The sequence below is a fragment of the Streptomyces sp. cmx-4-9 genome, assembly GCF_046548835.1.
Taxonomy (GTDB): domain Bacteria; phylum Actinomycetota; class Actinomycetes; order Streptomycetales; family Streptomycetaceae; genus Streptomyces.
Genome location: NZ_JAEBEE010000009.1, coordinates 327324 through 350640 on the forward strand (window position 1 = coordinate 327324; position 23317 = coordinate 350640).

The following is a 23317-nucleotide window of genomic DNA, read 5'->3' on the forward strand; positions in this document are numbered from 1 at the left end:
ATTCCGGACGATGTACTCACTGTTCTTCAAGCTCGTCTTCACGCGCATGGACCCCGAGCAGGCCCACTACCTGGCCTTCCGCTGGATCCGCCGCGCGGCCCGCGTCCCGGGCCTGCGCACCTTCGTCGCGGCCTGGCTGGCCCCCCGCCACCGGAGCCTGCGCACCGAGGCCCTGGGCCTGCGGATGCACGGCCCCTTCGGACTGGCCGCGGGCTTCGACAAGAACGCCGTCGCCATCGACGGCATGGCCATGCTCGGCTTCGACCACGTCGAGATCGGCACGGTCACCGCCCGACCGCAGCCCGGCAACCCGAAGAAGCGGCTGTTCCGGCTGGTGCCGGACCGCGCCCTGATCAACCGCATGGGCTTCAACAACGAAGGCTCCGCCGCCGTCGCCGCCCGCCTGGCCGCCCGCACCCCGGTCTTCCGGACCGTCGTCGGCGTCAACATCGGCAAGACCAAGGTCGTGCCCGAGGAGGAGGCGGTGGCGGACTACGTGGCCTCCACCGAGCGTCTCGCCCGGCACGCCGACTACCTCGTCGTGAACGTCTCCTCCCCGAACACCCCCGGGCTGCGCAACCTCCAGGCCACCGAGTCGCTGCGGCCGCTGCTGAGCGCCGTACGGGAGGCCGCGGACCGGGTGGTCACCGACCGCAGGGTCCCGCTCCTGGTCAAGATCGCCCCGGACCTGGCGGACGAGGACGTGGACGCCGTCGCCGACCTGGCCCTGGAACTGGGCCTGGACGGCATCATCGCGACGAACACCACCATCGCCCGCGAGGGCCTCGGCCTGACCTCCGCGCCCTCCCTGGTGAAGGAGGCGGGCGGCCTGTCCGGCGCCCCCGTCAAGGAGCGCTCCCTGGAGGTCCTGCGCCGGCTGTACGCCCGTGCGGGCGACCGGCTGGTCCTGGTCGGCGTCGGCGGCATCGAGAACGCCGAGGACGCCTGGCAGCGCATCCTGGCCGGCGCCACGCTGATCCAGGGGTACAGCGCCTTCGTCTACGAGGGCCCCTGCTACGCCCGCGCCATCCACAAGGGCCTGGCCGCCCGCCTGGCCGACAGCCCGTACGCGACGCTCGCCGAAGCCGTGGGCGCCGAGACCCGAAAGGCCGCCCAGTGAGCCCTGTCAGCCCCGTGACCCCCTTCGGCGCCCGCCTGCGCACGGCGATGGACTCCCGCGGCCCGCTGTGCGTCGGGATCGACCCGCACGCCGAGCTGCTGGCCCAGTGGGGCCTGTCCGACGACATCGCGGGCCTGGAGCGGTTCTCCCGCACGGTCGTCGAGGCCCTGGCCGACTCCGTCGCGGTGTTCAAGCCGCAGGCGGCCTTCTTCGAGCGGTTCGGCTCGCGGGGCGTGGCGGTGCTGGAGCGGACCGTCGCGGACGCCCGGGCGGTCGGCGCCCTGGTCGTCATGGACGCGAAGCGGGGTGACATCGGCTCGACCATGGCGGCGTACGCCTCGGCCTTCCTGGACCCGGCCTCGCCGCTGTTCTCGGACGCCCTGACGGTCTCCCCGTACCTGGGCTACGGCTCGCTGAAGCCCGCGGTCGACCTGGCGCGGGAGTCGGGCGCCGGCCTGTTCGTCCTGGCGCTGACCTCGAACCCCGAGGGCGCCGAGGTCCAGCGGGCGGTCCGGGAGGACGGCCGGAGCATCGGCGCGACCATGCTGGCGCACCTGGCGGCGGAGAACGCGGGCGCGGAGCCGATGGGCTCCTTCGGCGCGGTGGTCGGCGCCACGCTGGGCGACCTGTCCTCCTTCGACCTGGACATCAACGGGCCACTGCTGGCCCCCGGCATCGGGGCCCAGGGCGCGACGGCGGCGGACCTGCCCAGCGTCTTCGGCAAGGCCGTCGGCAACGTCGTGCCGAACGTCTCCCGGGGCGTCCTGAAGCACGGCCCGGACGCCGCGGCGCTGCGCGCCTCGGCCACCGCCTTCGCGGACGCCGTCCGCGCGGCCGTGTCGGCCTGACCGACCGGAAAGCGGCCGCCGGCGGCACCCGGCCGGCGGCCGCAGCCCGCCGATTCGCCCGGCGTGACGAAATTCGAACGTCTTTCACCGGACAAATCCGGGGTGTTTTGTCTGTGATGTACGGTTCAGTGGAGGCTGACCAGGACTTTTCGTCCGTTCTCGCTGACTGGAGCGGCCTTGGCCGCTAGTCTCCGATCAGAGTGAACGAGCAGCGAGCGTGCATCACTGCTGTTCGGGACCTCGCCAGGTGGGGTGCCTACGGGCTCTCCACCGGTCCGTATCCGACAGTTCGACATCCGAGGTGACGTAGGCGTGGCTCTTCCGCCCCTTACCCCTGAACAGCGCGCAGCCGCGCTCGAAAAGGCCGCCGCGGCTCGCCGGGAGCGGGCCGAGGTCAAGAATCGACTCAAGCACTCCGGCGCCTCGCTCCAAGAGGTCATCAAGACGGGCCAGGAGAACGACGTCATCGGCAAGATGAAGGTCTCCGCCCTGCTGGAGTCCCTGCCTGGCGTGGGCAAGGTGCGCGCCAAGCAGATCATGGAGCGCCTCGGCATTTCCGAGTCCCGGCGTGTTCGAGGTCTCGGCTCCAACCAGATCGCTTCTCTGGAGCGTGAGTTCGGCACTCCTGCCGGCTGACGCGTCGCCCGGAGCTCGTCCGGCGTTCTCAGGCAGTCCCTGGAACCTGGATAATCGCTCTATGGCAGCAGAGGTTCGTCCGCGGCTGACCGTGCTCTCCGGCCCCTCAGGGGTCGGCAAGAGCACGGTCGTCGCGCATATGCGCAAGGTCCACCCTGAGGTATGGCTCTCGGTGTCGGCCACCACCCGCAAGCCGCGGCCCGGTGAGCGACACGGAGTCCACTACTTCTTCGTCGGCGACGACGAGTTCGACAAGCTGATCGCCAACGGCGAGCTGCTGGAGTGGGCCGAGTTCGCGGGCAACCGCTACGGCACACCGCGCGGCGCAGTGCTGGAACGCCTGGAGAACGGCGAGCCGGTCCTGCTGGAGATCGACCTCCAGGGCGCCCGGCTGGTGCGGGAGTCCATGCCCGAGGCCCAGCTGGTCTTCCTGGCCCCGCCGAGCTGGGACGAGCTCGTGCGCCGGCTCACCGGCCGCGGCACCGAATCGGCCGAGGTCATCGCCCGCCGACTGGAGCAGGCCAAGATCGAACTCGCTGCCGAGTCCGAGTTCCACACCACCCTCGTCAACACCTCCGTCGAGGACGTGGCCCGTGAGCTGCTAGCCTTGATGGAAGTTGTCTGATCGTTGATCAATACACCGATCAATGTCTGATCTTTCACCCATCTTCGGAAGGTAGAGCGTGTCCTCTTCCATCACTGCGCCCGAGGGCATCATCAACCCGCCGATCGACGAGCTGCTCGAGGCAACCGACTCGAAGTACAGCCTCGTGATCTACGCGGCCAAGCGTGCGCGTCAGATCAACGCGTACTACTCGCAGCTCGGTGAGGGCCTGCTCGAGTACGTCGGCCCGCTGGTGGACACCCACGTCCACGAGAAGCCGCTTTCGATCGCGCTGCGCGAGATCAACGCGGGTCTGCTGACCTCCGAGGCCATCGAGGCCCCGGCCCAGTAAGGCACCGAGAGTCCTTTCACCACAGGCCCGGCAGAACATCTGCCGGGCCTGTGGTGTGTCATGGAGGGGTACGACGGCCCGAGCCGAGCCGTCGCGCGCGTCGAAGGGGAGTACATGGTGGGCAAGCCGAAGGTCGTCCTCGGGGTCAGCGGCGGGATCGCCGCCTACAAGGCCTGCGAGCTGCTGCGCCGGCTGACCGAGTCCGGGCACGAGGTCCGGGTGGTGCCCACGGCGGCGTCCCTGAACTTCGTCGGCGAGGCCACCTGGGCCGCCCTCTCCGGGAATCCGGCCTCGACCGGGGTCTGGGAGAGCGTCCACGAAGTGCCCCACGTGCGCATCGGCCAGTCCGCCGACCTGGTCGTCGTCGCCCCGGCCACCGCGGACATGCTGGCCAAGGCCGCCCACGGCCTGGCCGACGACCTGCTCACCAACACCCTGCTCACCGCGCGCTGCCCGGTGGTCTTCGCCCCGGCGATGCACACCGAGATGTGGGAGCACCCGGCCACCCGGGAGAACGTGGCCACGCTGCGCCGGCGCGGAGCCCTCGTCATCGAGCCCGCCGTCGGCCGGCTCACCGGCAAGGACACCGGCAAGGGGCGGCTGCCCGACCCCGAGGAGATCTTCGAGGTGTGCCGGGGGGTGCTGGCGCGGGGCGCCGCCGCACCCGACCTCGCCGGACGTCACGTGGTGATCAGCGCGGGCGGCACCCGGGAGCCGCTGGATCCGGTCCGCTACCTGGGCAACCGCTCCTCCGGCAAGCAGGGCTACGCCCTCGCCCGCACCGCCGTGGCCCGCGGGGCCCGCGTCACCCTGGTCGCCGCCAACACCGCGCTGGCCGACCCGGCCGGGGTGGACCTGGTACGCGTCGGGACGGCCGTCCAGCTGCGCGAGGCCGTCCTGGAGGCGGCCAAGGACGCCGACGTGGTGGTGATGGCGGCGGCCGTGGCCGACTTCCGACCCGCTGCGTACGCCAGCGGCAAGATCAAGAAGAAGGACGGGCAGGAACCCGCCCCTGTCGCCCTCGTGCGCAACCCCGACGTCCTCGCGGAGGTCTCGGCGCAGCGGGCCCGGGAGGGCCAGGTCGTGGTGGGCTTCGCGGCCGAGACCGACGAGGTGCTCGCCAACGGCCGGGCGAAGCTGCGGCGCAAGGGCTGCGACCTGCTCGTGGTGAACGAGGTCGGCGAGTCCAAGACCTTCGGTGCGGAGGAGAACGAAGCCGTGATCCTGAGCTCCGACGGAGCCGAGGTCCAGATCCCCTACGGGCCCAAGGAGGCCCTGGCCCAGGCGGTCTGGGACCAGGTGGCCCCCCGGCTGGCCGGGCGACGCGCCTGAGCACGGCGCTTCTCCTGGGGGAATCCGTACGCCAGAATGGAGTGTCGCAGGTCACGTGGCTCCCATAAGGCGAGACAGGTGGTCCGCCGAACGGCGGCGACCGATAAACTGCACGAGGAACGTGACCGGGCGCAGCCTCCGGTGTGGTTCCGCCAATTGATCAGCCAGCAGCCGCTGCAACCCCAGGGAGCGATGTGTCCCGCCGCCTCTTCACCTCGGAGTCCGTGACCGAGGGCCACCCCGACAAGATCGCTGACCAGATCAGCGACACGATCCTCGACGCCCTGCTGCGCGAGGACCCGACCTCGCGCGTGGCCGTGGAAACGCTCATCACGACCGGTCTGGTCCACATCGCGGGCGAGGTCACGACCAAGGCCTACGCGCCGATCGCCCAGCTCGTCCGCGACAAGATCCTCGAGATCGGCTACGACTCCTCGAAGAAGGGCTTCGACGGCGCCTCCTGCGGCGTGTCGGTGTCCATCGGCGCGCAGTCCCCGGACATCGCGCAGGGTGTCGACACGGCGTACGAGAAGCGTGTCGAGGGCGACGAGGACGAGCTCGACAAGCAGGGCGCCGGCGACCAGGGCCTGATGTTCGGCTACGCGTGCGACGAGACGCCCGAGCTGATGCCGCTCCCGATCCACCTGGCGCACCGGCTCTCGCGCCGGCTGTCCGAGGTCCGCAAGAACGGGACCATCCCGTACCTGCGCCCCGACGGCAAGACCCAGGTCACCATCGAGTACGACGGGGACAAGGCCGTGCGCCTGGACACCGTCGTGGTGTCCTCGCAGCACGCCTCGGACATCGACCTGGACTCGCTGCTCGCGCCCGACATCCGCGAGTTCGTCGTCGAGCACGTGCTGTCCCAGCTCATCGAGGACGGCATCAAGCTGGACACCGAGGGCTACCGCCTGCTGGTGAACCCGACCGGCCGCTTCGAGATCGGCGGCCCCATGGGCGACGCCGGCCTGACCGGCCGCAAGATCATCATCGACACCTACGGCGGCATGGCCCGCCACGGCGGCGGCGCCTTCTCCGGCAAGGACCCGTCCAAGGTCGACCGGTCCGCCGCGTACGCCATGCGCTGGGTCGCCAAGAACGTCGTCGCCGCCGGTCTGGCCTCGCGCTGCGAGGTCCAGGTTGCGTACGCGATCGGCAAGGCCGAGCCCGTCGGCCTGTTCGTCGAGACCTTCGGCACCGCGAAGGTCGACGTCCAGAAGATCGAGGACGCGATCGGCCAGGTCTTCGACCTGCGTCCGGCCGCGATCATCCGCGACCTGGACCTGCTGCGCCCGATCTACGCCCAGACCGCCGCCTACGGCCACTTCGGCCGTGAGCTGCCGGACTTCACCTGGGAGCGCACCGACCGCGTCGACGCCCTGCGCGCCGCCGCCGGCCTGTAGGCACCGCCCGCGCCCACCGCAACGGCCCCGGACCAGCTGGTCCGGGGCCGTCGTGCGTGCCCGCGGGCCCGGCCGGGCCCGTCCGCTGTCAGCAGGGTTTGGTAAGAATGCTGGTGTGAGCAGCTCGAACGATTCCCCGCCGGAGCAGCTCGCGCTGATCCGGGAGATGGTCGCCGAGGCGAAGGCCAAGGCACCCAAGGCGAAACCGCGGACCTGGCGGGGCGCCGCCCTCGCCAAGGACCTGCCCGTCGCCCGGATCCTCGTCAACAAGGGCGTGCTCCACCTCGACCAGCTCTGGGACTACGCCGTCCCCGAGGAGCTCTCCGACGCCGCGCAGCCCGGCGTACGCGTCCGCGTGCGCTTCGGGGCCGGGTCCCACCAGGTGCACGGAGGCCGCCGCGAGGGCGGCGGCCTCATCGACGGGTTCATCGTCGAGCGCCGCGCCGAATCCGACTACGACGGGGCGCTGGCCGCCCTCGCCCACGTCGTCTCGCCCGAGGTCGTGCTCGGCCCCCGCCTGCTCGCCCTCGCCCGGGCCGTCGCCGACCGGTATGCGGGCAGCCTCGCCGACGTGCTCCAGCTCGCCCTGCCCCCGCGCAACGCCCGCGCCGAGAGCAAACCCTCACCGGAGCCGCTGCCGCCGCCCGCGGCGCCGGAGCCCGGGAGCTGGGAGCGGTACGGAGCGGGGCCCGCATTCCTGCGGGCGCTGGCCACGGGCGGGGCGCCCCGGGCCGTGTGGACCGCCCTGCCGGGCCCGGGGTGGGCCGGCGAGCTGGCCCGCGCCCTCGCGGCCACCCTCGCCTCCGGCCGCGGCGCCCTCGCCGTGCTGCCCGACGGGCGCACCGCCGCCCGGGTGGACGCGGCGCTGACGGCGCTGCTCGGCGAGGGGCGGCACGCCCTGCTGACGGCGGAGTCCGGCCCCGAGAAGCGCTACCGGCAGTGGCTCGCCGTGAACAGGGGCTCGGTACGGGCGGTCATCGGCACCCGCGCCGCGATGTTCGCCCCGGTGCGCGACCTCGGACTGGTCGCCGTCTGGGACGACGGCGACTCCAGCCACAGCGACGACCACGCCCCCTTCCCGCACGTCCGCGAGGTACTGGAGCTGCGCGCGGTCAGCGAGGGCTGCGGATTCCTCGCCGGGAGCACCAGCTGCACCGTGGAGGCCGCCCAGCTGGTCGAGTCGGGCTGGGCCCGGCCGCTGGTTGCCGACCGGGCGACGGTCCGCGCCGTGGTGCCCCGGATCCGGACCGTGGGCGACGAGCTCCTCGCCCGGGACGGCGCGGCGCGGGCCGCGCGCCTGCCGAGCCTGGCGTGGGAGACCGTACGGGAAGGGCTGAAGACCGGTCCCGTGCTGGTCCAGGTGCCGCGCCGGGGCTACGTCCCGCGGCTGGCGTGCGAGCGGTGCCGCACGCCCGCCCGCTGCACCCGGTGCGCCGGGCCGCTGGAGGCGCCCGACGAGCGGGACCTGCAGTGCGGCTGGTGCGGGCGGCCGGAGCCCGCCTGGCACTGCGAGGAGTGCGGGTCCTTCCGGCTGCGGGCCCAGGTGGTGGGGGCGCGGCGGACCGCCGAGGAACTGGGGCGGGCCTTTCCCGCCGTGGCCGTGCGCACCTCGGGGCGCGACCACGTGCTGGACGAGGTGCCGGACCGGCCCGCGCTGGTGGTGTGCACTCCGGGAGCGGAGCCGGTGGCGGCCGGCGCCGGGTACGCGGCGGCCCTGCTGCTGGACGGCTGGGCGATGGTGACGCGGCCGGACCTGCGGGCCGGCGAGGACGCGCTGCGGCGCTGGATCGCGGCGGCCTCGCTGGTACGCGCGGACGGCCAGGTCGTCGTCGTGGCCGAGCCGACGCTGCGGCCGGTCCAGGCGCTGGTGCGCTGGGACCCCGTCGGCCACGCGGTCCGGGAGCTGGCCGAGCGGGCCCAGCTCGGGTTCCCGCCGGTGTCGCGGATGGCTGCCGTCGCCGGCCGGGGCGAGGCACTTGAGGCCTTCCTCGCCGGGGCCGGACTGCCGCCCGACGCGGAGGTGCTGGGACCGGTGCCGCTGCCGGGACGGCGCGGGGAGGCCTCGCCGGGGGAGCGGGCGCTGGTACGCGTGCCGCCCGGCAGCGGGGCGGCGCTCGCCGCGGCCCTCAAGTCGGCGCAGGCCGCCCGGATGGCGAAGGGCGTACCCGCGTCGGAGGCGGTGCGGGTGCGGATCGACCCGCCGGACATCGGCTGAGGACGCCCCCCGGCCCGCGATGCCGGGCCCTCGGCCCCCGGTCCGCGACGTCGCGCGCCCCCGGTGCGGGGGCCACGGGGGTCACCGCGCCGGGGGCGCGTGCGGTGCGGTGCGGGGGGCCCGCGGTCCCGGCCGTCGGGGGTCGGCGTCCCGGCGGAGGGCGGTGCGGGCCGGGCGCCGCGGTCGCGGACGGGTCAGCCGTTGCGGGGGCCGGGGAAGGCCGAGGCCGGCGGGCGGGGCACGCCCGCCGCGGCCTGGGACTCCTCGCGCATCGGCTGCGGGGGCACGGAGCGGGCCGCGGGGACCGTGGGGAGCGGTCCGAGGGTCCGGGTGGCGGTGGCCTCGGCCGGCTGCTCGGGGGAGTCGGCGCTCTGAGCCCGCCGGGCACCGTAGCGGCGGTGCACCGCCTGCTTGGTGACGCCGAGAGCCGAGCCGACCGCGTCCCACGAGAATCCGAGCGAGCGGTCGAAGTCGACCGCCGCGGTCACCAGCGTCTCGACGCTGTCCCGCAGCTCCTGGGCGAGGCGGACGGTGGGCGCGGGCGCCCGCCCGTAGACGACGAAGCCCGTGGAGGGACCTGAGCGGCGCGGGCGGTACACATTGCCGAGCTGGGCGGTCAGCGTACGCAGGGCATCCACCTGCCGCCTGACCCGCTCGATGTCCCGCACCAGCAGGTGCAGGCTGGCCCGGGCTTGGGCGTCGTGGGTGGCGTGGTCGGCCATGAAGAAGCCTCTCGAACCGGTGCTGAAGGGCGGAGCGGGCCGCGTACACCGTTCAAACGCGGCCCGTTGTGGTCAATCTCCTTTGACCAACGCGTCAGCGGGCGGCCAGGTCACGCCCTGGGGGCGTGTCGGCATATGCGAGAGGCGCGCGCATGTGCGTACGCCCCCTGGTCAGGACGGCCGGGGCCCGGGCGGTGCCGTGGCCGCACGGCCCATAGACTGGTGCGCTGCTGACCGCCGAGATAGCGAGGTAGGACCCCAGTGAAGCTGGTCTTCGCAGGCACCCCCGAGGTCGCCGTGCCCGCCCTGGACGCCCTGATCGCCTCCGGGCGGCACGAGGTGGCGGCCGTCATCACCCGTCCCGACGCGCCGGCGGGCCGCGGCCGCAGGATGGTCGCCAGCCCCGTCGCGGAGCGCGCCGAGGAAGCGGGCATCGAGGTCCTCAAGCCGGCCCGGCCGCGCGACCCGGAGTTCCAGGCCCGGCTGCGCGAGATCGGCCCGGACTGCTGCCCGGTGGTCGCCTACGGCGCGCTGCTGCCCAAGAGCGCCCTGGAGATCCCCCGGCTCGGCTGGGTCAACCTGCACTTCTCGCTGCTGCCCGCCTGGCGCGGTGCGGCGCCCGTCCAGCACTCGATCATGGCGGGCGACCAGGTCACCGGCGCCTCCACCTTCCTGATCGAGGAGGGGCTGGACTCCGGGCCGGTCTACGGGGTGCTCACCGAGGACATCCGGCCGACCGACACCAGCGGGGACCTGCTGACCCGCTTGGCCTTCGCCGGGTCCGGGCTGCTGGCGGCCACCATGGACGGGATCGAGGACGGCACCCTGCGGGCCGTCCCGCAGCCCGCCGACGGACTCTCCCTCGCACCCAAGATCACGGTCGAGGACGCCCGGGTCGACTGGAGCGCCCCGGCCCTGCGCGCCGACCGGGTGGTCCGCGGCTGTACCCCCGCACCGGGTGCCTGGACCGTCTTCCGCGGGGAGCGCCTCAAGCTCGTCTCGGTGGGCCTGCTGCCCGACCGCACGGACCTGGCCCCGGGCGTCCTCGCCCCCGCCAAGAACAGCGTCTGCGTCGGCACCGGCTCGCACGCCGTGGAGCTGCTCTGGGTGCAGCCGCAGGGCAAGAAGCCGATGCGGGGCGCCGACTGGGCGCGCGGGGTGCGGATCGCCCCCGGCGAGCGGCTCGGCGCCGCCGACGTAGGCTGAATCCCGGCACCGGCACCGGCACCGGCGCCGGCGGCCGCGCCCGCCGCCCGCACCCCGCCGCCCGCACCACCGCACCCCGCACCACCGCGCCACGGCGCATCCGCGGCGCCCGCCGCACGCGCAGCACTCATCACCCCCGGAGCACCTTTCACGTGAGCGAACAGCCCCGTCAGCCCGAGCCGCGCACCACGGGCGGCGGCAAGCCGTCCGGCGGACCATCCGCCAGGCCCGCCCGGCCGCACCGCCGGCCCAAGAAGGACCCCGTCCGGATGCTGGCCTTCCAGGTGCTGCGCGCGGTGGACGAGCGCGACGCGTACGCGAACCTCGTGCTGCCGCCGCTGCTGCGCAAAGCCCGCAAGGACGAGGCCTTCCAGGCGCGCGACGCGGCGCTGGCCACCGAGCTGGTCTACGGGACGCTCCGCCGCCAGGGCACCTACGACGCCGTGATCAAGGCCTGCATCGACCGCCCGCTGCGCGAGGTGGACCCGCCGGTGCTGGACGTGCTCTCGCTCGGCGCGCACCAGCTGCTCGGCACCCGCATCCCGACGCACGCCGCGGTGTCGTCGAGCGTGGAGCTGGCCCGGGTGGTGCTCGGCGACGGGCGGGCGAAGTTCGTGAACGCCGTGCTGCGCAAGATCTCCGCGCACGACCTGGAGGGCTGGCTGGAGAAGGTCGCACCGCCCTACGAGGACGACGCCGAGGAACACCTCGCCGTGTACCACTCGCACCCGCGGTGGATCGTCAGCGCCCTGTGGGACGCACTGGGCGGCGGCCGGGCCGGCATCGAGGACCTGCTGGAGGCCGACAACGAGCGGCCCGAGGTCACCCTGGTGGCGCGGCCGGGCCGGTCCACGCCCGAGGAGCTCCTGGAAGCCGTCGGTGAGGAGTCGGCGCTGCCGGGCCGCTGGTCCCCGTACGCCGTGCGGATGGCGGAGGGCGGTGAGCCGGGCGCCCTGGAGGCGGTGCGCGACGGACGCGCCGGGGTCCAGGACGAGGGAAGCCAGCTGGTGGCCGCGGCCCTTGCCGCGGTGCCCGTCGAGGGCCGCGACGAGCGGTGGCTGGACGGCTGCGCCGGGCCCGGCGGCAAGGCGGCGCTGCTCGCGGCGCTGGCCGCGCAGCGCGGGGCGTTCCTGCTGGCATCGGAGAAGCAGCCGCACCGCGCCCGCCTCGTCGAGCACGCGCTGGCCGGCAACCCCGGCCCCTACCAGGTCATCGCCGCCGACGGGACCCGGCCGCCGTGGCTGCCGGGCTCCTTCGACCGGGTGCTGGTGGACGTGCCGTGCTCGGGCCTGGGCGCGCTGCGCCGCCGGCCCGAGGCCCGCTGGCGCCGCCGGCCCGAGGACCTGGAGGGCTTCGGGCCGCTCCAGCGGGGCCTGCTGCGCGAGGCGCTCGCCGCGGTGCGGGTGGGCGGCGTGGTCGGCTACGCGACCTGCTCGCCGCACCTGGCCGAGACCCGGGTGGTCGTGGAGGACGTCCTGAAGGGCCGCGGCGCGGGCGCCGTCCCCGTCTCGGCCGAATTCGTCGACGCCCGCCCCCACATGGCGGGCGTGGCGGGCCTGGGCGAGGGCCCGGACGTCCAGCTCTGGCCGCACCTGCACGGTACGGACGCGATGTACCTGGCGCTGCTGCGGCGCACCGCCTGAGCCTGACGGCCGGGCGCTGAACCGGGGCCCGGCGGCGGGGAGCGGCGCGGGCCGGTCCGCCCGGAGGGTGCGCGCCGGTCCCCGTGACCGGCCGAGGCGGGCCGGGCCCGTCCCCGGCTGCCGGGACCGCAGCCGGGGCGCGGTCCGGCCGGTCCGGCCGGTCCGGCCGAGCGCCCGGGGGCCGATCCGCACCCCGGCTGGCCGAGCGCCCGGGCGGCGGTCCGGCCGAGCGCCCCGGGGCCGGGCCTGCCGAACACCGGTGGCCGTCCTGTGCGGAGTTCCGGGGTCGTGGCCGGAAGTGGCCGCAGGCATGGCAGGCTTGGGGCATGGCCGCCCAGATCTCCCCCAGCATCCTGTCCGCAGACTTCGCCCGCCTCGCCGAGGAGGCCAAGGCCGTCGAAGGCGCCGACTGGCTGCACGTCGACGTGATGGACAACCACTTCGTCCCGAACCTCACCCTCGGCATGCCGATCGTGGAGTCGCTGAGCCGGGCCACGGACATCCCGCTCGACCTCCACCTGATGATCGAGAACCCGGACCGCTGGGCCCCGCAGTACGTGGAGGCCGGTGCGGGCTCGGTCACCTTCCACGCCGAGGCCGCGGCGGCTCCGGTGCGGCTGGCGCGGGAGATCCGGGCGAAGGGGGCGCGGGCGTCGATGGCCCTCAAGCCGGCGACGCCGATCGAGCCGTACGAGGACCTCCTCCCGGAGCTCGACATGCTGCTGATCATGACCGTCGAACCCGGCTTCGGCGGCCAGCCGTTCCTGGACATCATGCTCCCCAAGATCCGCCGCACGCGTGAGCTGATCGCCAAGCACGGCCTGGAGCTGTGGCTCCAGGTGGACGGCGGGGTCTCCGCGTCGACCATCGAGCGCTGCGCCGAGGCGGGCGCCGACGTGTTCGTGGCGGGCAGCGCGGTCTACGGCGCGGTCGATCCGGCCGCGGCCGTCCGCACGCTGCGTGACCAGGCGGACACGGCGATCTCCGTTGCGCCGTGGGCGTGCGACCACTGAGCCAAGCGTGGGTGAACAGCTCGGTGAACGGGAGCTGTCCGGGCTGATCAACTGCCGTCGCATCTGACAGGATGAACAGCGAGTCGAGAGTGTGAACACGAGAGTGTGAGCAGTGAGGAGAACGCGGTGTCTGCAATGTCGGCGGGACGGTCAGCCCTGCGGATGGGACCCGCGGAGCTGGTGCAGGCGGCGGCCATGGCGCGCCGCTTCTACCTGGAGGGCAAGTCCAAGATCCAGATCGCCGAGGAGTTCGGCGTGAGCCGCTTCAAGGTGGCCCGGGTCCTGGAGACCGCCCTCGAACGCGACCTCGTGCGCATCGAGATCAGGGTGCCCGCGGAGCTGGACGCGGAGCGCTCGGACGCGCTCCGCGCCCGGTACGGGCTCCGGCACGCCGTGGTGGTGGAGTCGCCGGCCGACGCCACCGAGGACGCCCCCGACCCGGAGAACCTCGGGGCGGTCGCCGCCGACCTGCTGGGCGAGCTGGTCAACGAGGGGGACGTGCTGGGCCTGGCCTGGGGCCGGTCGACCATCCACATGGCCGCCTCCCTGCACCGGCTGCCGCCGTGCACCGTGGTGCAGCTGACCGGCGTGTACGACGCGGGGACGGCCGAACGGGGCTCCGTGGAGGCCGTCCGGCGCGCCGCGCAGGTCTCCGGCGGGGACGCGCACCCGATCTACGCGCCGATGCTGCTGCCCGATCCGGCGACCGCGGCGGCGCTGCGGAGCCAGACCGGCATCGCGCGCGCTTTCGAGTACTTCGACAAGGTGACGGTCGCGGCCGTCTCCATCGGCTCCTGGGAGCCGGGCATCTCCACCGTCCACGACATGCTGACCGACGAGGAGCGCGCCCACTACGCCTCGCTGGGTGTGGCGGCCGAGATGTCCGCACACCTCTTCGACTCCGAGGGCCGCCGGGTCGGCCGGGACCTCGGGGAGCGGTGCATCACCGTCGAGGCGGACCGGCTCCGGCGGATCCCCGAGGTCGTGGCGATCGCGGGCGGGCTGCGCAAGGCCTCGGCGATCGGGGCGGTGCTGCGCTCGGGGCTGGTGACCAGCCTGGTCACCGACACCGCGGTGGCCGACTACCTGCTGACGGAGTCCGCTCCGGGGCTCCGGCCGGCCCTTGAGCGGGCCGACCCGGACGACTGACCGACCCGATTCGGCCCAATCCGGGATATTTCGGACCGGGGGCGCCGGATCGGGCGGATCGGGCCGGTGCGGGCCCACCGGCCCCCGCGCGGGCGGATGGTGCCGGAATTGAGATCCGAACGGCGGACCGCGCGGCGCCTTATGGGGCGCATACTGGTTCCGATGACTAAGTCCGCAGTACCTCGCCGCCATTTGCCGTCCAGCCCGTTCAAGGCCCCCGTGGAACCGCCGCTCCGGCAGTTCAGCGTCGGCGACCGGGTCACTCACGATGAGCACGGCCTCGGCCGTGTCGTCGGAATCGAGGAGGGGATCGCCGTACTCGTCGACTTCGGCTCGGTCCAGAAACGCATCCTGAGCCCCTACACCAAGATGGCCGCTCTCTGAGCCCGTCGGGCGACTCGCGGGCGCACCGGGTGTCGGGCACGATCGGAGCATGATCTTCCGGAACGTGCCCCGCTCGCTGCTGCGCCTGCTGGGGGCTGTGTTCCTCTGCGCCGCGCTGGTCGGTGCGGCGGGCTGCGGTGCGACAACGCCTGCGCCTGCCGCCGCCAGCTCCGGCGCCGGTACGGGCGCGAGCCCGGGGCCGCGCACCGGTCAGTCCCCCGGCGGGCCTGCCGTGCCCCGGTGGGTCGAGGGCATGGCCACCGTACGGGCCGGGGAGCTGCCGCAGCAGGCCCGGGACGTGCTCGCGCTGATCGACAGGGGCGGGCCGTACGCGTACCGGCAGGACGGGACCGTCTTCGGGAACTTCGAGAAGGCTCTGCCGCGGCAGAAGCGCGGCTACTACCACGAGTACACGGTGCGGACGCCGGGGGAGCGCGACCGCGGGGCCCGGCGGATCGTGACGGGCGAGGGTGGGGAGTTCTTCTACACGGACGACCACTACGACACCTTCAAGGCGGTCCTGCGATGACCCTCGAACCGCAGCCGCTCGCACCCGCGCTCGCCGCCGCCCGCCGGGCGGGCCGGACGGCCCTGCGGCTGGACCTGGAGGGCGTGCGCACCAAGGCGGAGCTGATGCGCCGGTGCGCGGACGCGCTGCGGCTGCCGCAGTGGTTCGGCGGGAACTGGGACGCGCTCGCGGACGCGCTGAAAGACCAGGAGCAGCTGCCGGACGCCGCCGGGACGCTGCTGGCGGTGACCTCCTGGCGCGGGTACGCGGCAGCGCGCCCGGAGGACTGGGAGACCTTCACCGAGGTACTGGAGGAAGCGGCGGCGTTCTGGCGGGAGTCCGGCACTGCACCCCTGGAGGTGCTGCTGGCCGAGCCCGAGCCCGGCGGCGGGGCGCACCTCCGCGGCCGCCACGCCTCCGGCGCCCCCCGCGAGCGCCCGCACGGCTGAGCGCCGGCTGCGCACCCCGGCCCCCGCCCGCGCCGCTCGCGCTCGGGGGGCCGCAGGACGGGCCGGCTCAGTCGCCGGCGGTCTTCGGGATCCACGGAGGGGTCTGGCCCCAGGACCAGACGGGGATCTCGGCCGCGTCGACGGGCGGCGGGTTGGGGCCCGAGTAGATGAGGGCCATCCGGGTCCCCCATTCGATGTAGTAGGCGAACACGCCGCGGAACTCGGGGTCCGAGGGCAGGCCGACCTCGTCGGCCGTGTCCATCAGGAGTTCCACCCAGCGGCGGCGCTGCTCCTCGGTGATCGCACGGCCCAGGTGCTTGGTGGCCATGTGCCGGTGGCCGCCGTGGTGCTCGGAGTAGGCCGCCGGGCCGCCGAAGACCTCCGACAGCCAGAGCGCGACGTGCTGCGGGTGCGCCGAGTCCATGCCCGCGAACACCGGGGCCAGGATCTCGTCCTGCAGGGCGTGGGCGTAGAAGGCGTCGGTGAGGCGGTTCATCGCCTCCGCGCCGCCCATCCACTCGTAGATGGTGGGTGTCGTGCTCATGGTTATCCGGCGGCCTTTCCGGTGCCCGCGACGTCGGTCACCGTGTAGTGCTGCATCTCCTCGATGGCCGACACGTACGGGCGGATCGCGCCGAAGAACGCCGGGAAGTGCTCGCCCTTGCGGAAGCCGTTGAGGTGGGCGTCGACCGAGGTCCAGCGGATCCGCAGGATGTAGCGCTCCTTCTCCTCCTCGCAGCGGGCCAGTTCGTACTCGATGCACTCGGGGGAGGCGGCCAGGGCCTCGGCCGCCCGGGTGTACGCGTCCTCGAAGGCCGGTTGTTCGTCCGGTGCGATCCGGTAGCGGATGTACTCCACGGTCGTCGTCATGGTGCGTGCCTCTCCCTGGATGGTGGTTCCGGCCAGCCTTACGCGATCATGTGCGGCCGTGGGGCCGATTCCTCATTCGGACCCGGACTTCCTGGAGTCGGGCTCTCCGGACACGTCCGGACCCTGCGCGCGGACCTGCTGGACCTTGTCCAGGGACGCGCGCAGCTCGGCCAGCCAGGTGTCCGTGTTGCGCCCGACGAGGCGTACGCACCAGGCCAGAGCGTCGGCCCGGCTGCGGGCCACGCCGCCGGCCACCAGGGTGTCGAGCACCTGGCGCTCGGACTGGCGGAGCCGGGTCATCACCGGGACGGCGAGGTGGGTGAAGAGCGTCGTCTCCCCGCCCACCCGGACGCCCCAGGCGACCTTGCGGCGGTAGAGCTCCTCGGCCTCGCGGGCCACCTCGATGCGCTGCTCGCGGGTGCGTTCGCGGAACTGCGCGACGGTTTCGTCCGCCGGCACCGCGCCGACGACCGTGATCTCCTCGCGGTCGGCCGTGACCGAGACGAGGGACTCGTAGACGTCCACCGGCAGACGCTCGGCGAACCACGCGCGGAGCTGTTCGCTCTGTTCGACTGTAATCATGTAATCGACGTTGCATCCGCCGCACTCTTGATCGCAAGAGCGGCGCACCGGTTTCGCTCACGGCCGACCGGCCCGTCACCGGCTCCCCGTCCACCGGCTCCCCGTCGGCCGGGCTGCCGGACCTCAGCCCATCGAGCGGTACCGGTGGATCAACGAGACGGCCATCGCCCCCTCGCCGACGCCCGAGGCGACCCTCTTGACCGAGTGGGCCCGTACGTCGCCCGCCGAGAACACGCCCGGGACGCTGGTCTCCAGCGGGTACGGCGCGCGTTCCAGGCTCCACTCCGCCGGCAGCTCGCCCCCGTTGGCGATCAGGTCCGAGCCGGTCAGGACGAAGCCGTGGTCGTCGCGCTCCACCACCCCCGCGAGCCATTCGGTGTGCGGGCGGGCGCCGATGAAGGTGAACATGAACCGGGCCGGGACCTCCTGTTCCCCGCCCGTCTCGGCATCGTGCAGGGTGAGGCGCTCCAGGTGCTCGTCCCCGGCCAGCGCCACGACCGTGGTGCGGACCCGGACCTCGATGTTCGGGGTCCGGCCGATCTCGTCGATCAGGTAGCGGGACATGCTCGCGTCCAGGGACGCGGCGCGCACCAGGATCGTCACCCGGGCCGCGTACTTGGCGAAGTGCACCGCCGCCTGGCCCGCCGAGTTCGCCCCGCCCACGATGAACACGTGCTGCGAGATGCAGGCCGAGCTCTCGGTGGTCGCCGCGCCGTAGTACAGCCCGGCCCCCTCGAAGCGGTCGGCGCCCGGCGCGTCGAGGCGGTTGTACGAGACCCCGGTGGCCAGCAGCACCGTCTCCGCGCTGATCTCCGTGCCGTCGGCCAGCGTGAGGATCTTCGCCGGATCGTCCCGGGTCAGCGAGACCACCTCGACCGGGTGCAGGATCTCGGCGCCGAACCGTGCCGCCTGGATGGTGGCCCGCCGGGTCAGGTCACCGCCCGAGAGGCCCGAGGGGAAGCCGAGGTAGTTCTCGATCAGGCTGGACGTGCCGGCCTGGCCGCCCGGCGCGCGGGAGTCCAGCATCAGCGTGGACAGGCCCTCGGAGGCCGCGTACACCCCGGCCGCCAGCCCGGCCGGGCCCGCGCCGACGATCACGCACTCGTAGTGCGGGCGGGAGGCGGTCGTGGCGAGGCCCAGCCGCCGGGCGAGCTCGGTGTCGGAAGGGGCGGACAGCACCGCGCCGTCCGGGAAACGGACCAGGGGGAGCGCCGCGTCGGCCTGGGCGGCGGCGATCACCGTCAGCGCCTCGGGATCGCGCTCCACGTTGAGGAAGCGGAACGGCTGGCCGTTGCGGGTGAAGAAGTCCCGGACCGCATGGGTGCCGGGGGAGACCAGGTGCCCGGCGACGATGATCCCGTCGTAGGCCGGGCGGTAGGTGGCCAGCCAGTCCGACAGCAGGTCGTCCAGGACCGGGAAGAGCCGCTCGTGCGGCGGGTCCCAGGGCTTGAGGAGGTAGTAGTCCAGCCGGACCCGGTTGATCGCGGTGATCGCCGCGTCGGTCTCCGCGTAGGCCGTCAGCAGCACCCGGCGGGCGTCCGGGAAGCGGCTGACCGCCTCCAGCAGGAACTCGACGCCGGTCACGTCCGGCATGCGCTGGTCGACCAGGAACAGCGCCGGGTCGTGCCCGCGCTCGTCGAGGGAGTCCAGGATCTTCAGGGCGTCGGCGGCTGAGGAGGCGCCGAGCACCCGGTAGCGGTCCCCGTAGGCGCTGCGCAGGTCGCGGCGCACGGCCCGCAGGACCTGCGGGTCGTCGTCCACGGCCAGGATCACGGGCTTGCGGTTCTCCGCGCGCTCGGCGCCGGAGCGCGCCACCGGGGCTCCGGCGGGGGCGCCGGCGCGCTCCGCGGCCGCACTCATGCCGGGTCCAGCATCAGCTGGTCGGCGTAGCACCAGGCCCAGTCCTCACCGGGCTCGTGGGAGGCCGCGATGGGGTGCCCGCTGACGCGGTGGTGCCGGGTGGCGTGGCGGTTCTTCGAGGAGTCGCAGCAGCCGACGTGCCCGCAGCTGAGGCACATCCGCAGATGCACCCAGCCGTCACCGGTGGCGAGGCACTCCTCGCAGCCCTCGGTCCCCGGTTCCACCGGACGTATCTGATCGATGTGTGTGCACAACAGGTCCATCGTCCCCGTCCCTCTCCCGTGCTCGTGCCCCTGCGACGCGCGCCCCGTGCATCATGCTCGTCCGACCATAGGGCGCCCCTTCCGAAATGGTTCCTCGATTCAGCCGAAGTCAGGTAGTCCTGCGGCTACTTCATGACGTCGGAAAACGACTTCCTGAAGTGGTGCCATGACCTTGGCCGCTACCTCACGAAGTCGCACACCAGCGCTTTGACGAAGGCACCGGGCGCGGCCAGTGTGGTGGACGCCAACGACAACAGGCGGCGCCTGGAGGAATTCGTGAGCAGAAAGATTCTGGTCATTGTCTCCGAACACGGTTACTGGGCCGAAGAACTGATAGGCCCCGTTTCCACGTTCGATGAGCGGGGCTACGAGGTCGTATTCGCCACGCCGACCGGAAAGCGGGCGCACGCTCTCCCGCCGAGCCTCGACGCGAACTACGTCGACCCCCCGCTGGGCCGGTCGGTCACCTCGGAGGAGAACGCCCGGCTGGGCCGCGAGTTCGAGCAGTCGAGCCGGCTGGACGCGCCGCTCGACATCGAGGCGTGGGTGCCCGAGCGCCCCTACACGAGCGACGCGGACTACCTCCCCAAGCTGGAGCAGTACCACCGCGACCTGGACACGATCGACGCGGACATCGCCGACTACGACGCCATCCTCATCGTGGGCGGCAGCGGCCCCATCGCCGACCTCGCCAACAACGAGCGCGTGCACGCCCTGATCCTGGCCTTCCAGCGGGCCGGCAAGGTCGTGGCCGCCGAGTGCTACGGGGTCGCCTGCCTGGCGTTCGCCCGTGACTGGAGCGACCGCAAGAGCATCATCTGGGGAAAGCACGTCACCGGCCACTGCAAGGAGTACGACTACAAGGACGGCACCGGATTCCTCGGTACCGATTTCAACATGGGGCCGCCGCCGTACCCGCTGGAGTACATCCTGCGCGATGCGACGGGCCCGGGCGGCGCTTACCACGGGAATTTCGGCAAACCGGTCTCGGTCATCGTCGACTTCCCTTTCGTCACCGGACGCTCCACCCCCGACTCCTACCTCACCGGGCAGAAGATCGTGGAAGTCCTGGAAGACGGTCTCACCCGATACGGCTGGTAATCCAGGAGGGTGCCGGGTCGAATCGGAGACGAGGGGGAATTCATGGAAGCCACTCCCGGACGGGAAAGGCTGATCGAGCAGTTCAAGGCCGACGGCCTGAAGGTGATGTTCGGAAATCCGGGGACGGTGGAACAGGGATTCCTCGACGCGGTGGACGCGGCGGAGGACTTCCGGTACGTCCTCGCCCTCCAGGAGACCGTGGCCGCCGGCATCGCCGACGGCTACGCCCGGGCCACCGGCGGCGCGGCCCTGCTCCAGCTGCACTCCGGGGTCGGGCTGGGCAACGGCATCGGGATGCTCTACCAGTCGCTGCGCGGCCACACCCCGCTCGTCGTGGTCGCCGGCGACGCCGGGGTGCGCTACGACGCCATGGACGCGCAGATGGCCTGCGACCTGGTCGCCCTGGCCAGACCGGTGACCAAGTACGCGACCCGGGTCACCGACCGGAACTCCGTGCTCCGCACCATCCGGCGGGCCGTGAAGATCGCGCTCACCCCGCCCCGCGGACCGGTCTTCGTGGCCCTGCCCATGGACGTGCTGGACGAGCTCAACTCCGAGCCCGTGCTGCCGGCCACGGTGCCGCTCACCGACGTGGCGCCCTCGGACGCCTCGGTGGGGCGGGCGGCCGAGCTGCTCGCCGCTGCCGAGCGGCCCGTCCTGCTCGTCGGGGACGGCGTGGCGCTCTCCGGGGCCCAGGCCGAACTCGCCGCCGTCGCCGAACTGCTGGGCGCGGACGTGTACGAGGTCGACTCCTCCGAGGTGAACATCGCGGCCTCGCACCCGCTGCGGCGGGGCCAGACCGGCCACATGTTCGGCCCGCACAGCAAGGAGCTGGTCGCGCAGGCCGACGGGGTGCTGATCGTCGGCACCTACGTCTTCCCGGAGGTGTTCCCCGAACTGGAGAGCCCCTTCCGGCCGGGCGCGAAGGTCGTCCACATCGACCTGAACGCGTACGAGATCGCCAAGAACCACCCGGTGGACCTCGGCCTCGCCGCCGATCCCCGGCAGGCCCTGCGCGCGCTGGCCGGCGTACTGGAGCACCGCCTGACCCCGCAGCGGCGGGCTGCCGCGGCCGCCCGCCTCGACGTGCGGACCCGGGAGCGGGCCCGCGAGGACCGGTCGGCCGACGAGGACGGCTCACCGATGGCGGTCTTCCTGCGGACCCTGGCCGAGCGCACCGGCGGGGACCTGATCGTCTTCGACGAGGCGCTGACCACCTCCCCGCTGGTCACTCGGTACCTCCCGCCGGAGCGGCCGGGCGACTACCACCTCACCCGGGGCGGATCACTGGGCGTCGGCTTCCCGGGCGCGGTCGGGGCCAAGCTGGCCCGGCCGGACCGGCTGGTCGTCGGCTTCGCGGGCGACGGCGGGTCGATGTACACCTACCAGGCGCTGTGGACCGCCGCCCGGCACGGCATCGACGCGAAGTTCGTGGTCTGCAACAACCGCAAGTACCGGCTGCTGGACGACAACATCGCCCGGTACTGGCAGGAGCGGGACATCCCCGCGCACGGGTTCCCGCACTCCTTCGACCTCTCCACCCCGGAGATCGACTTCGCCGGCCTGGCGCGTGCCCTGGGCGCCGGCGGGACGCGCGTGGAGAAGCCGGACGAGGCGGCCGCGGCCGTCGGCCGGATGCTGGCCCACCCCGGGCCGTTCCTCGTCGACGTCCAGGTCTGACCGGGGCACCCGCCCGGACCGCAGCAGACGCAGCAGACGGAACCGACGCAGCAGACGGAACAGGAGGAGACCGCATGCCCGCCGAGCGGCAGTTGACCGAGGACGCGATCCGCAGTTTCGCCGAGGACTGGTACGTGGCGCTGGACCGGCACGTGGCACTGGCCGACGTGCTCGCGCTGATCACCGAGGACCTGGAGTTCAAGGTCCCCGAGGACACCTTCCTCGGGCGCGAGGGCTTCGGACGGTGGTACGAGGCCGTCACCCACCGCTTCTTCGACGAGGTGCACACGGTCACCAAGGTCGAGCCCGTCATCGAGGGCGACCGGGCGATCGTCCGGGTCCTCGTCAACTGGCAGGCCAGGATCTGGGACCCGCCGGCCGCCCGCAGCCAGTGGCTGGGCTTCGACGCCGACCAGACCTGGACCGTGGTGGCTGGCCCCGACGGCCCGCTGATCAGGCAGTACACCGTCAACGACCTGGCGCCGATGCCCGGTTCCGGCGCGCTCTGAGCCCGGGCGAAGGAGAAGCCACCATGACCGACGTGACACGCGAGCGGGTCCAGGCGGCCTACGCCGCCCTCGGCTCCGGCGACCGGGCCCGCATCCTGGAGTTCTACTCCGAGGACCTGCGCTGGCTGGTGCCGGGCAACCACCCCCTCGCCGGCTGGTACGAGAGCCTGGACGCCTTCCTGGAGCTGATGGGGCAGACCCACAAGCTCACGGGCGGCACCTTCCGGATGGACCTGGAGTCCGTCCTCGTCGGCGAGGACTGCAGCGCCGACGTGTGCCGCAACGTCGCCCTGCGGGACGGCGCCGACCCGGGCAGCGGGTCCCCGTACGAGCGGATGGACTACCCGGTCTTCCACTTCATGCGGTGGCGGGACGGCCGGGTCGTGGAGGGCCGCGACGGGCTCTTCGGCGACACGGCCTCCGCCTTCAGCCAGTTCTGGGCGCCGTTCGCGCCCGACGGAACCCGCCGGGACCGATAGGGGATGACCGCGATGGACGCACAGCAGATCCTGCAGAAGTACTACGAGTACGCCAACGCCGGTGACTGGGACCGCTGGTGCGACCTGTTCGCCGAGGACCAGGTCATGGACGAACAGCTCGCCGGGCACATCGAGGGCCTGGAGGTGCTCCGCTCGATGATGAAGGGCATGGGCACCATGTACCGGGTGTTCCGCAACGAGCCCGTGCACTTCCTCGTCGACGGGGAGAAGGCCGCGGCCGTCTCCCACCTGACCGCGGTGAGCGCCTCCGGCGAGCCGATCGAGGCCGAGGTCATGAACTTCTTCCGGATCGTGGACGGGAAGATCGCCTACATGGCGAACCACCACGACACGGTCCCCTTCCAGGTGCTGAGCCAGGGCTGAGGGGG

General features: G+C 73.0%; 26 protein-coding genes. 20 read left to right on the forward strand and 6 right to left on the reverse strand.

The annotated features are described in order from the left end of the window. Window positions 1-10: 10 nt before the first annotated feature. The 8 genes from ACLJTM_RS28070 to ACLJTM_RS28105 all read left to right on the forward strand — a co-directional run bounded on the left by ACLJTM_RS28070 (window position 11) and on the right by ACLJTM_RS28105 (window position 8510). On the forward strand, window positions 11-1120 hold the full coding sequence (locus ACLJTM_RS28070; protein ID WP_411106516.1) for a quinone-dependent dihydroorotate dehydrogenase: 1110 nt from the start codon (window positions 11-13) through the stop codon (window positions 1118-1120). Further along, a complete protein-coding gene (gene pyrF, locus ACLJTM_RS28075; protein WP_411106517.1) occupies window positions 1117-1968 on the forward strand; it encodes an orotidine-5'-phosphate decarboxylase in 852 nt (283 codons plus the stop codon). Before ACLJTM_RS28070 ends, pyrF begins: the two co-directional genes overlap by 4 nt. A 312-nt stretch (window positions 1969-2280) precedes the next feature. Continuing rightward, window positions 2281-2604, forward strand: coding sequence for an integration host factor (locus ACLJTM_RS28080; protein ID WP_008740406.1), 324 nt, complete (start codon window positions 2281-2283; stop codon window positions 2602-2604). Between the two features lie 61 nt (window positions 2605-2665). Next, window positions 2666-3229: a guanylate kinase gene (gmk, locus tag ACLJTM_RS28085; RefSeq protein WP_411106518.1), complete on the forward strand. Its 564-nt coding sequence runs from the start codon at window positions 2666-2668 to the stop codon at window positions 3227-3229. Window positions 3230-3287: 58 nt separating this feature from the next. After that, window positions 3288-3560, forward strand: coding sequence for a DNA-directed RNA polymerase subunit omega (gene rpoZ, locus ACLJTM_RS28090; protein WP_004948662.1), 273 nt, complete (start codon window positions 3288-3290; stop codon window positions 3558-3560). A 117-nt stretch (window positions 3561-3677) separates the two neighbouring features. Then, window positions 3678-4892, forward strand: a complete 1215-nt coding sequence (gene coaBC / locus ACLJTM_RS28095) for a bifunctional phosphopantothenoylcysteine decarboxylase/phosphopantothenate--cysteine ligase CoaBC (RefSeq protein WP_411106650.1) — start codon at window positions 3678-3680, stop codon at window positions 4890-4892. A gap of 194 nt (window positions 4893-5086) precedes the next feature. Next, window positions 5087-6295, forward strand: coding sequence for a methionine adenosyltransferase (gene metK, locus ACLJTM_RS28100; protein ID WP_411106519.1), 1209 nt, complete (start codon window positions 5087-5089; stop codon window positions 6293-6295). Window positions 6296-6461: 166 nt separating this feature from the next. Further along, window positions 6462-8510 carry a primosomal protein N' gene (locus ACLJTM_RS28105; protein WP_411106651.1) on the forward strand — a complete coding sequence of 683 codons (2049 nt, stop codon included), beginning with the start codon at window positions 6462-6464 and terminating at the stop codon, window positions 8508-8510. 194 nt (window positions 8511-8704) lie between these two features. Here ACLJTM_RS28105 and ACLJTM_RS28110 read toward each other — a convergent pair whose 3' ends face one another. Next, the gene (locus ACLJTM_RS28110) at window positions 8705-9232 is read right to left on the reverse strand and encodes a hypothetical protein (RefSeq protein WP_411106520.1); all 528 of its coding nucleotides are present in this window, start codon (window positions 9230-9232) and stop codon (window positions 8705-8707) included. 261 nt (window positions 9233-9493) lie between these two features. Here ACLJTM_RS28110 and fmt point away from each other — a divergent pair, with 261 nt between their 5' ends. From fmt to ACLJTM_RS28145, 7 genes are all read left to right on the forward strand, one after another. Next, on the forward strand, window positions 9494-10438 hold the full coding sequence (gene fmt / locus ACLJTM_RS28115) for a methionyl-tRNA formyltransferase (protein WP_411106521.1): 945 nt from the start codon (window positions 9494-9496) through the stop codon (window positions 10436-10438). Window positions 10439-10590: 152 nt separating this feature from the next. Next, window positions 10591-12081: an RsmB/NOP family class I SAM-dependent RNA methyltransferase gene (locus ACLJTM_RS28120; RefSeq protein ID WP_411106522.1), complete on the forward strand. Its 1491-nt coding sequence runs from the start codon at window positions 10591-10593 to the stop codon at window positions 12079-12081. 326 nt (window positions 12082-12407) lie between these two features. Then, complete coding sequence (rpe, locus tag ACLJTM_RS28125) at window positions 12408-13094, forward strand: ribulose-phosphate 3-epimerase (RefSeq protein WP_411106523.1); 687 nt, start codon at window positions 12408-12410, stop codon at window positions 13092-13094. A gap of 135 nt (window positions 13095-13229) precedes the next feature. Beyond that, window positions 13230-14243 carry a sugar-binding transcriptional regulator gene (locus ACLJTM_RS28130; protein WP_411106652.1) on the forward strand — a complete coding sequence of 338 codons (1014 nt, stop codon included), beginning with the start codon at window positions 13230-13232 and terminating at the stop codon, window positions 14241-14243. 162 nt (window positions 14244-14405) lie between these two features. Then, the gene (locus ACLJTM_RS28135; RefSeq protein WP_031145007.1) at window positions 14406-14627 is read left to right on the forward strand and encodes a CarD family transcriptional regulator; all 222 of its coding nucleotides are present in this window, start codon (window positions 14406-14408) and stop codon (window positions 14625-14627) included. Between the two features lie 49 nt (window positions 14628-14676). After that, on the forward strand, window positions 14677-15156 hold the full coding sequence (locus ACLJTM_RS28140; RefSeq protein ID WP_411106524.1) for a ribonuclease domain-containing protein: 480 nt from the start codon (window positions 14677-14679) through the stop codon (window positions 15154-15156). Further along, on the forward strand, window positions 15153-15584 hold the full coding sequence (locus ACLJTM_RS28145; protein WP_411106525.1) for a barstar family protein: 432 nt from the start codon (window positions 15153-15155) through the stop codon (window positions 15582-15584). Before ACLJTM_RS28140 ends, ACLJTM_RS28145 begins: the two co-directional genes overlap by 4 nt. A 67-nt stretch (window positions 15585-15651) precedes the next feature. Here ACLJTM_RS28145 and ACLJTM_RS28150 read toward each other — a convergent pair whose 3' ends face one another. From ACLJTM_RS28150 to ACLJTM_RS28170, 5 genes are all read right to left on the reverse strand, one after another. Then, window positions 15652-16128 (reverse strand): group II truncated hemoglobin, encoded by a 477-nt coding sequence (locus ACLJTM_RS28150; RefSeq protein ID WP_411106526.1) that lies wholly within the window; start codon window positions 16126-16128, stop codon window positions 15652-15654. 2 nt (window positions 16129-16130) lie between these two features. Next, window positions 16131-16454 carry a putative quinol monooxygenase gene (locus ACLJTM_RS28155; protein WP_411106527.1) on the reverse strand — a complete coding sequence of 108 codons (324 nt, stop codon included), beginning with the start codon at window positions 16452-16454 and terminating at the stop codon, window positions 16131-16133. 72 nt (window positions 16455-16526) lie between these two features. Continuing rightward, window positions 16527-17036, reverse strand: a complete 510-nt coding sequence (locus tag ACLJTM_RS28160) for a hypothetical protein (RefSeq protein ID WP_411106528.1) — start codon at window positions 17034-17036, stop codon at window positions 16527-16529. Between the two features lie 123 nt (window positions 17037-17159). Next, window positions 17160-18896: an FAD-dependent oxidoreductase gene (locus ACLJTM_RS28165; RefSeq protein WP_411106529.1), complete on the reverse strand. Its 1737-nt coding sequence runs from the start codon at window positions 18894-18896 to the stop codon at window positions 17160-17162. Beyond that, window positions 18893-19159, reverse strand: a complete 267-nt coding sequence (locus ACLJTM_RS28170; RefSeq protein ID WP_411106530.1) for a UBP-type zinc finger domain-containing protein — start codon at window positions 19157-19159, stop codon at window positions 18893-18895. Before ACLJTM_RS28170 ends, ACLJTM_RS28165 begins: the two co-directional genes overlap by 4 nt. A 276-nt stretch (window positions 19160-19435) precedes the next feature. Between ACLJTM_RS28170 and ACLJTM_RS28175 the strand changes: the two genes are divergently transcribed. The 5 genes from ACLJTM_RS28175 to ACLJTM_RS28195 all read left to right on the forward strand — a co-directional run bounded on the left by ACLJTM_RS28175 (window position 19436) and on the right by ACLJTM_RS28195 (window position 23312). After that, the gene (locus ACLJTM_RS28175; RefSeq protein WP_411106531.1) at window positions 19436-20260 is read left to right on the forward strand and encodes a type 1 glutamine amidotransferase domain-containing protein; all 825 of its coding nucleotides are present in this window, start codon (window positions 19436-19438) and stop codon (window positions 20258-20260) included. Window positions 20261-20302: 42 nt separating this feature from the next. Then, window positions 20303-21940 (forward strand): thiamine pyrophosphate-binding protein, encoded by a 1638-nt coding sequence (locus ACLJTM_RS28180; RefSeq protein WP_411106532.1) that lies wholly within the window; start codon window positions 20303-20305, stop codon window positions 21938-21940. A gap of 74 nt (window positions 21941-22014) precedes the next feature. Continuing rightward, window positions 22015-22449: a nuclear transport factor 2 family protein gene (locus ACLJTM_RS28185; RefSeq protein WP_411106533.1), complete on the forward strand. Its 435-nt coding sequence runs from the start codon at window positions 22015-22017 to the stop codon at window positions 22447-22449. 23 nt (window positions 22450-22472) lie between these two features. Next, window positions 22473-22928: a nuclear transport factor 2 family protein gene (locus ACLJTM_RS28190; protein ID WP_411106534.1), complete on the forward strand. Its 456-nt coding sequence runs from the start codon at window positions 22473-22475 to the stop codon at window positions 22926-22928. Window positions 22929-22940: 12 nt separating this feature from the next. Then, a complete protein-coding gene (locus ACLJTM_RS28195; protein WP_411106535.1) occupies window positions 22941-23312 on the forward strand; it encodes a nuclear transport factor 2 family protein in 372 nt (123 codons plus the stop codon). Window positions 23313-23317: the final 5 nt, after the last annotated feature.

What these genes read in the sequence shown, in the direction of transcription:
- ACLJTM_RS28155 (WP_411106527.1), bottom strand. Translation starts at nt 16,454, where the DNA reads ATGACGACGACCGTGGAGTACATCCGCTACCGGATCGCACCGGACGAA.
- ACLJTM_RS28190 (WP_411106534.1), top strand. Translation starts at nt 22,473, where the DNA reads ATGACCGACGTGACACGCGAGCGGGTCCAGGCGGCCTACGCCGCCCTC.
- ACLJTM_RS28150 (WP_411106526.1), bottom strand. Translation starts at nt 16,128, where the DNA reads ATGAGCACGACACCCACCATCTACGAGTGGATGGGCGGCGCGGAGGCG.
- rpe (WP_411106523.1), top strand. Translation starts at nt 12,408, where the DNA reads ATGGCCGCCCAGATCTCCCCCAGCATCCTGTCCGCAGACTTCGCCCGC.
- ACLJTM_RS28160 (WP_411106528.1), bottom strand. Translation starts at nt 17,036, where the DNA reads ATGATTACAGTCGAACAGAGCGAACAGCTCCGCGCGTGGTTCGCCGAG.
- ACLJTM_RS28170 (WP_411106530.1), bottom strand. Translation starts at nt 19,159, where the DNA reads ATGGACCTGTTGTGCACACACATCGATCAGATACGTCCGGTGGAACCG.
- ACLJTM_RS28110 (WP_411106520.1), bottom strand. Translation starts at nt 9,232, where the DNA reads ATGGCCGACCACGCCACCCACGACGCCCAAGCCCGGGCCAGCCTGCAC.
- ACLJTM_RS28140 (WP_411106524.1), top strand. Translation starts at nt 14,677, where the DNA reads ATGATCTTCCGGAACGTGCCCCGCTCGCTGCTGCGCCTGCTGGGGGCT.
- ACLJTM_RS28130 (WP_411106652.1), top strand. Translation starts at nt 13,230, where the DNA reads ATGTCGGCGGGACGGTCAGCCCTGCGGATGGGACCCGCGGAGCTGGTG.
- ACLJTM_RS28070 (WP_411106516.1), top strand. Translation starts at nt 11, where the DNA reads ATGTACTCACTGTTCTTCAAGCTCGTCTTCACGCGCATGGACCCCGAG.
- ACLJTM_RS28195 (WP_411106535.1), top strand. Translation starts at nt 22,941, where the DNA reads ATGGACGCACAGCAGATCCTGCAGAAGTACTACGAGTACGCCAACGCC.
- ACLJTM_RS28145 (WP_411106525.1), top strand. Translation starts at nt 15,153, where the DNA reads ATGACCCTCGAACCGCAGCCGCTCGCACCCGCGCTCGCCGCCGCCCGC.
- ACLJTM_RS28135 (WP_031145007.1), top strand. Translation starts at nt 14,406, where the DNA reads ATGACTAAGTCCGCAGTACCTCGCCGCCATTTGCCGTCCAGCCCGTTC.
- gmk (WP_411106518.1), top strand. Translation starts at nt 2,666, where the DNA reads ATGGCAGCAGAGGTTCGTCCGCGGCTGACCGTGCTCTCCGGCCCCTCA.
- ACLJTM_RS28165 (WP_411106529.1), bottom strand. Translation starts at nt 18,896, where the DNA reads ATGAGTGCGGCCGCGGAGCGCGCCGGCGCCCCCGCCGGAGCCCCGGTG.
- ACLJTM_RS28105 (WP_411106651.1), top strand. Translation starts at nt 6,462, where the DNA reads ATGGTCGCCGAGGCGAAGGCCAAGGCACCCAAGGCGAAACCGCGGACC.
- ACLJTM_RS28180 (WP_411106532.1), top strand. Translation starts at nt 20,303, where the DNA reads ATGGAAGCCACTCCCGGACGGGAAAGGCTGATCGAGCAGTTCAAGGCC.
- ACLJTM_RS28185 (WP_411106533.1), top strand. Translation starts at nt 22,015, where the DNA reads ATGCCCGCCGAGCGGCAGTTGACCGAGGACGCGATCCGCAGTTTCGCC.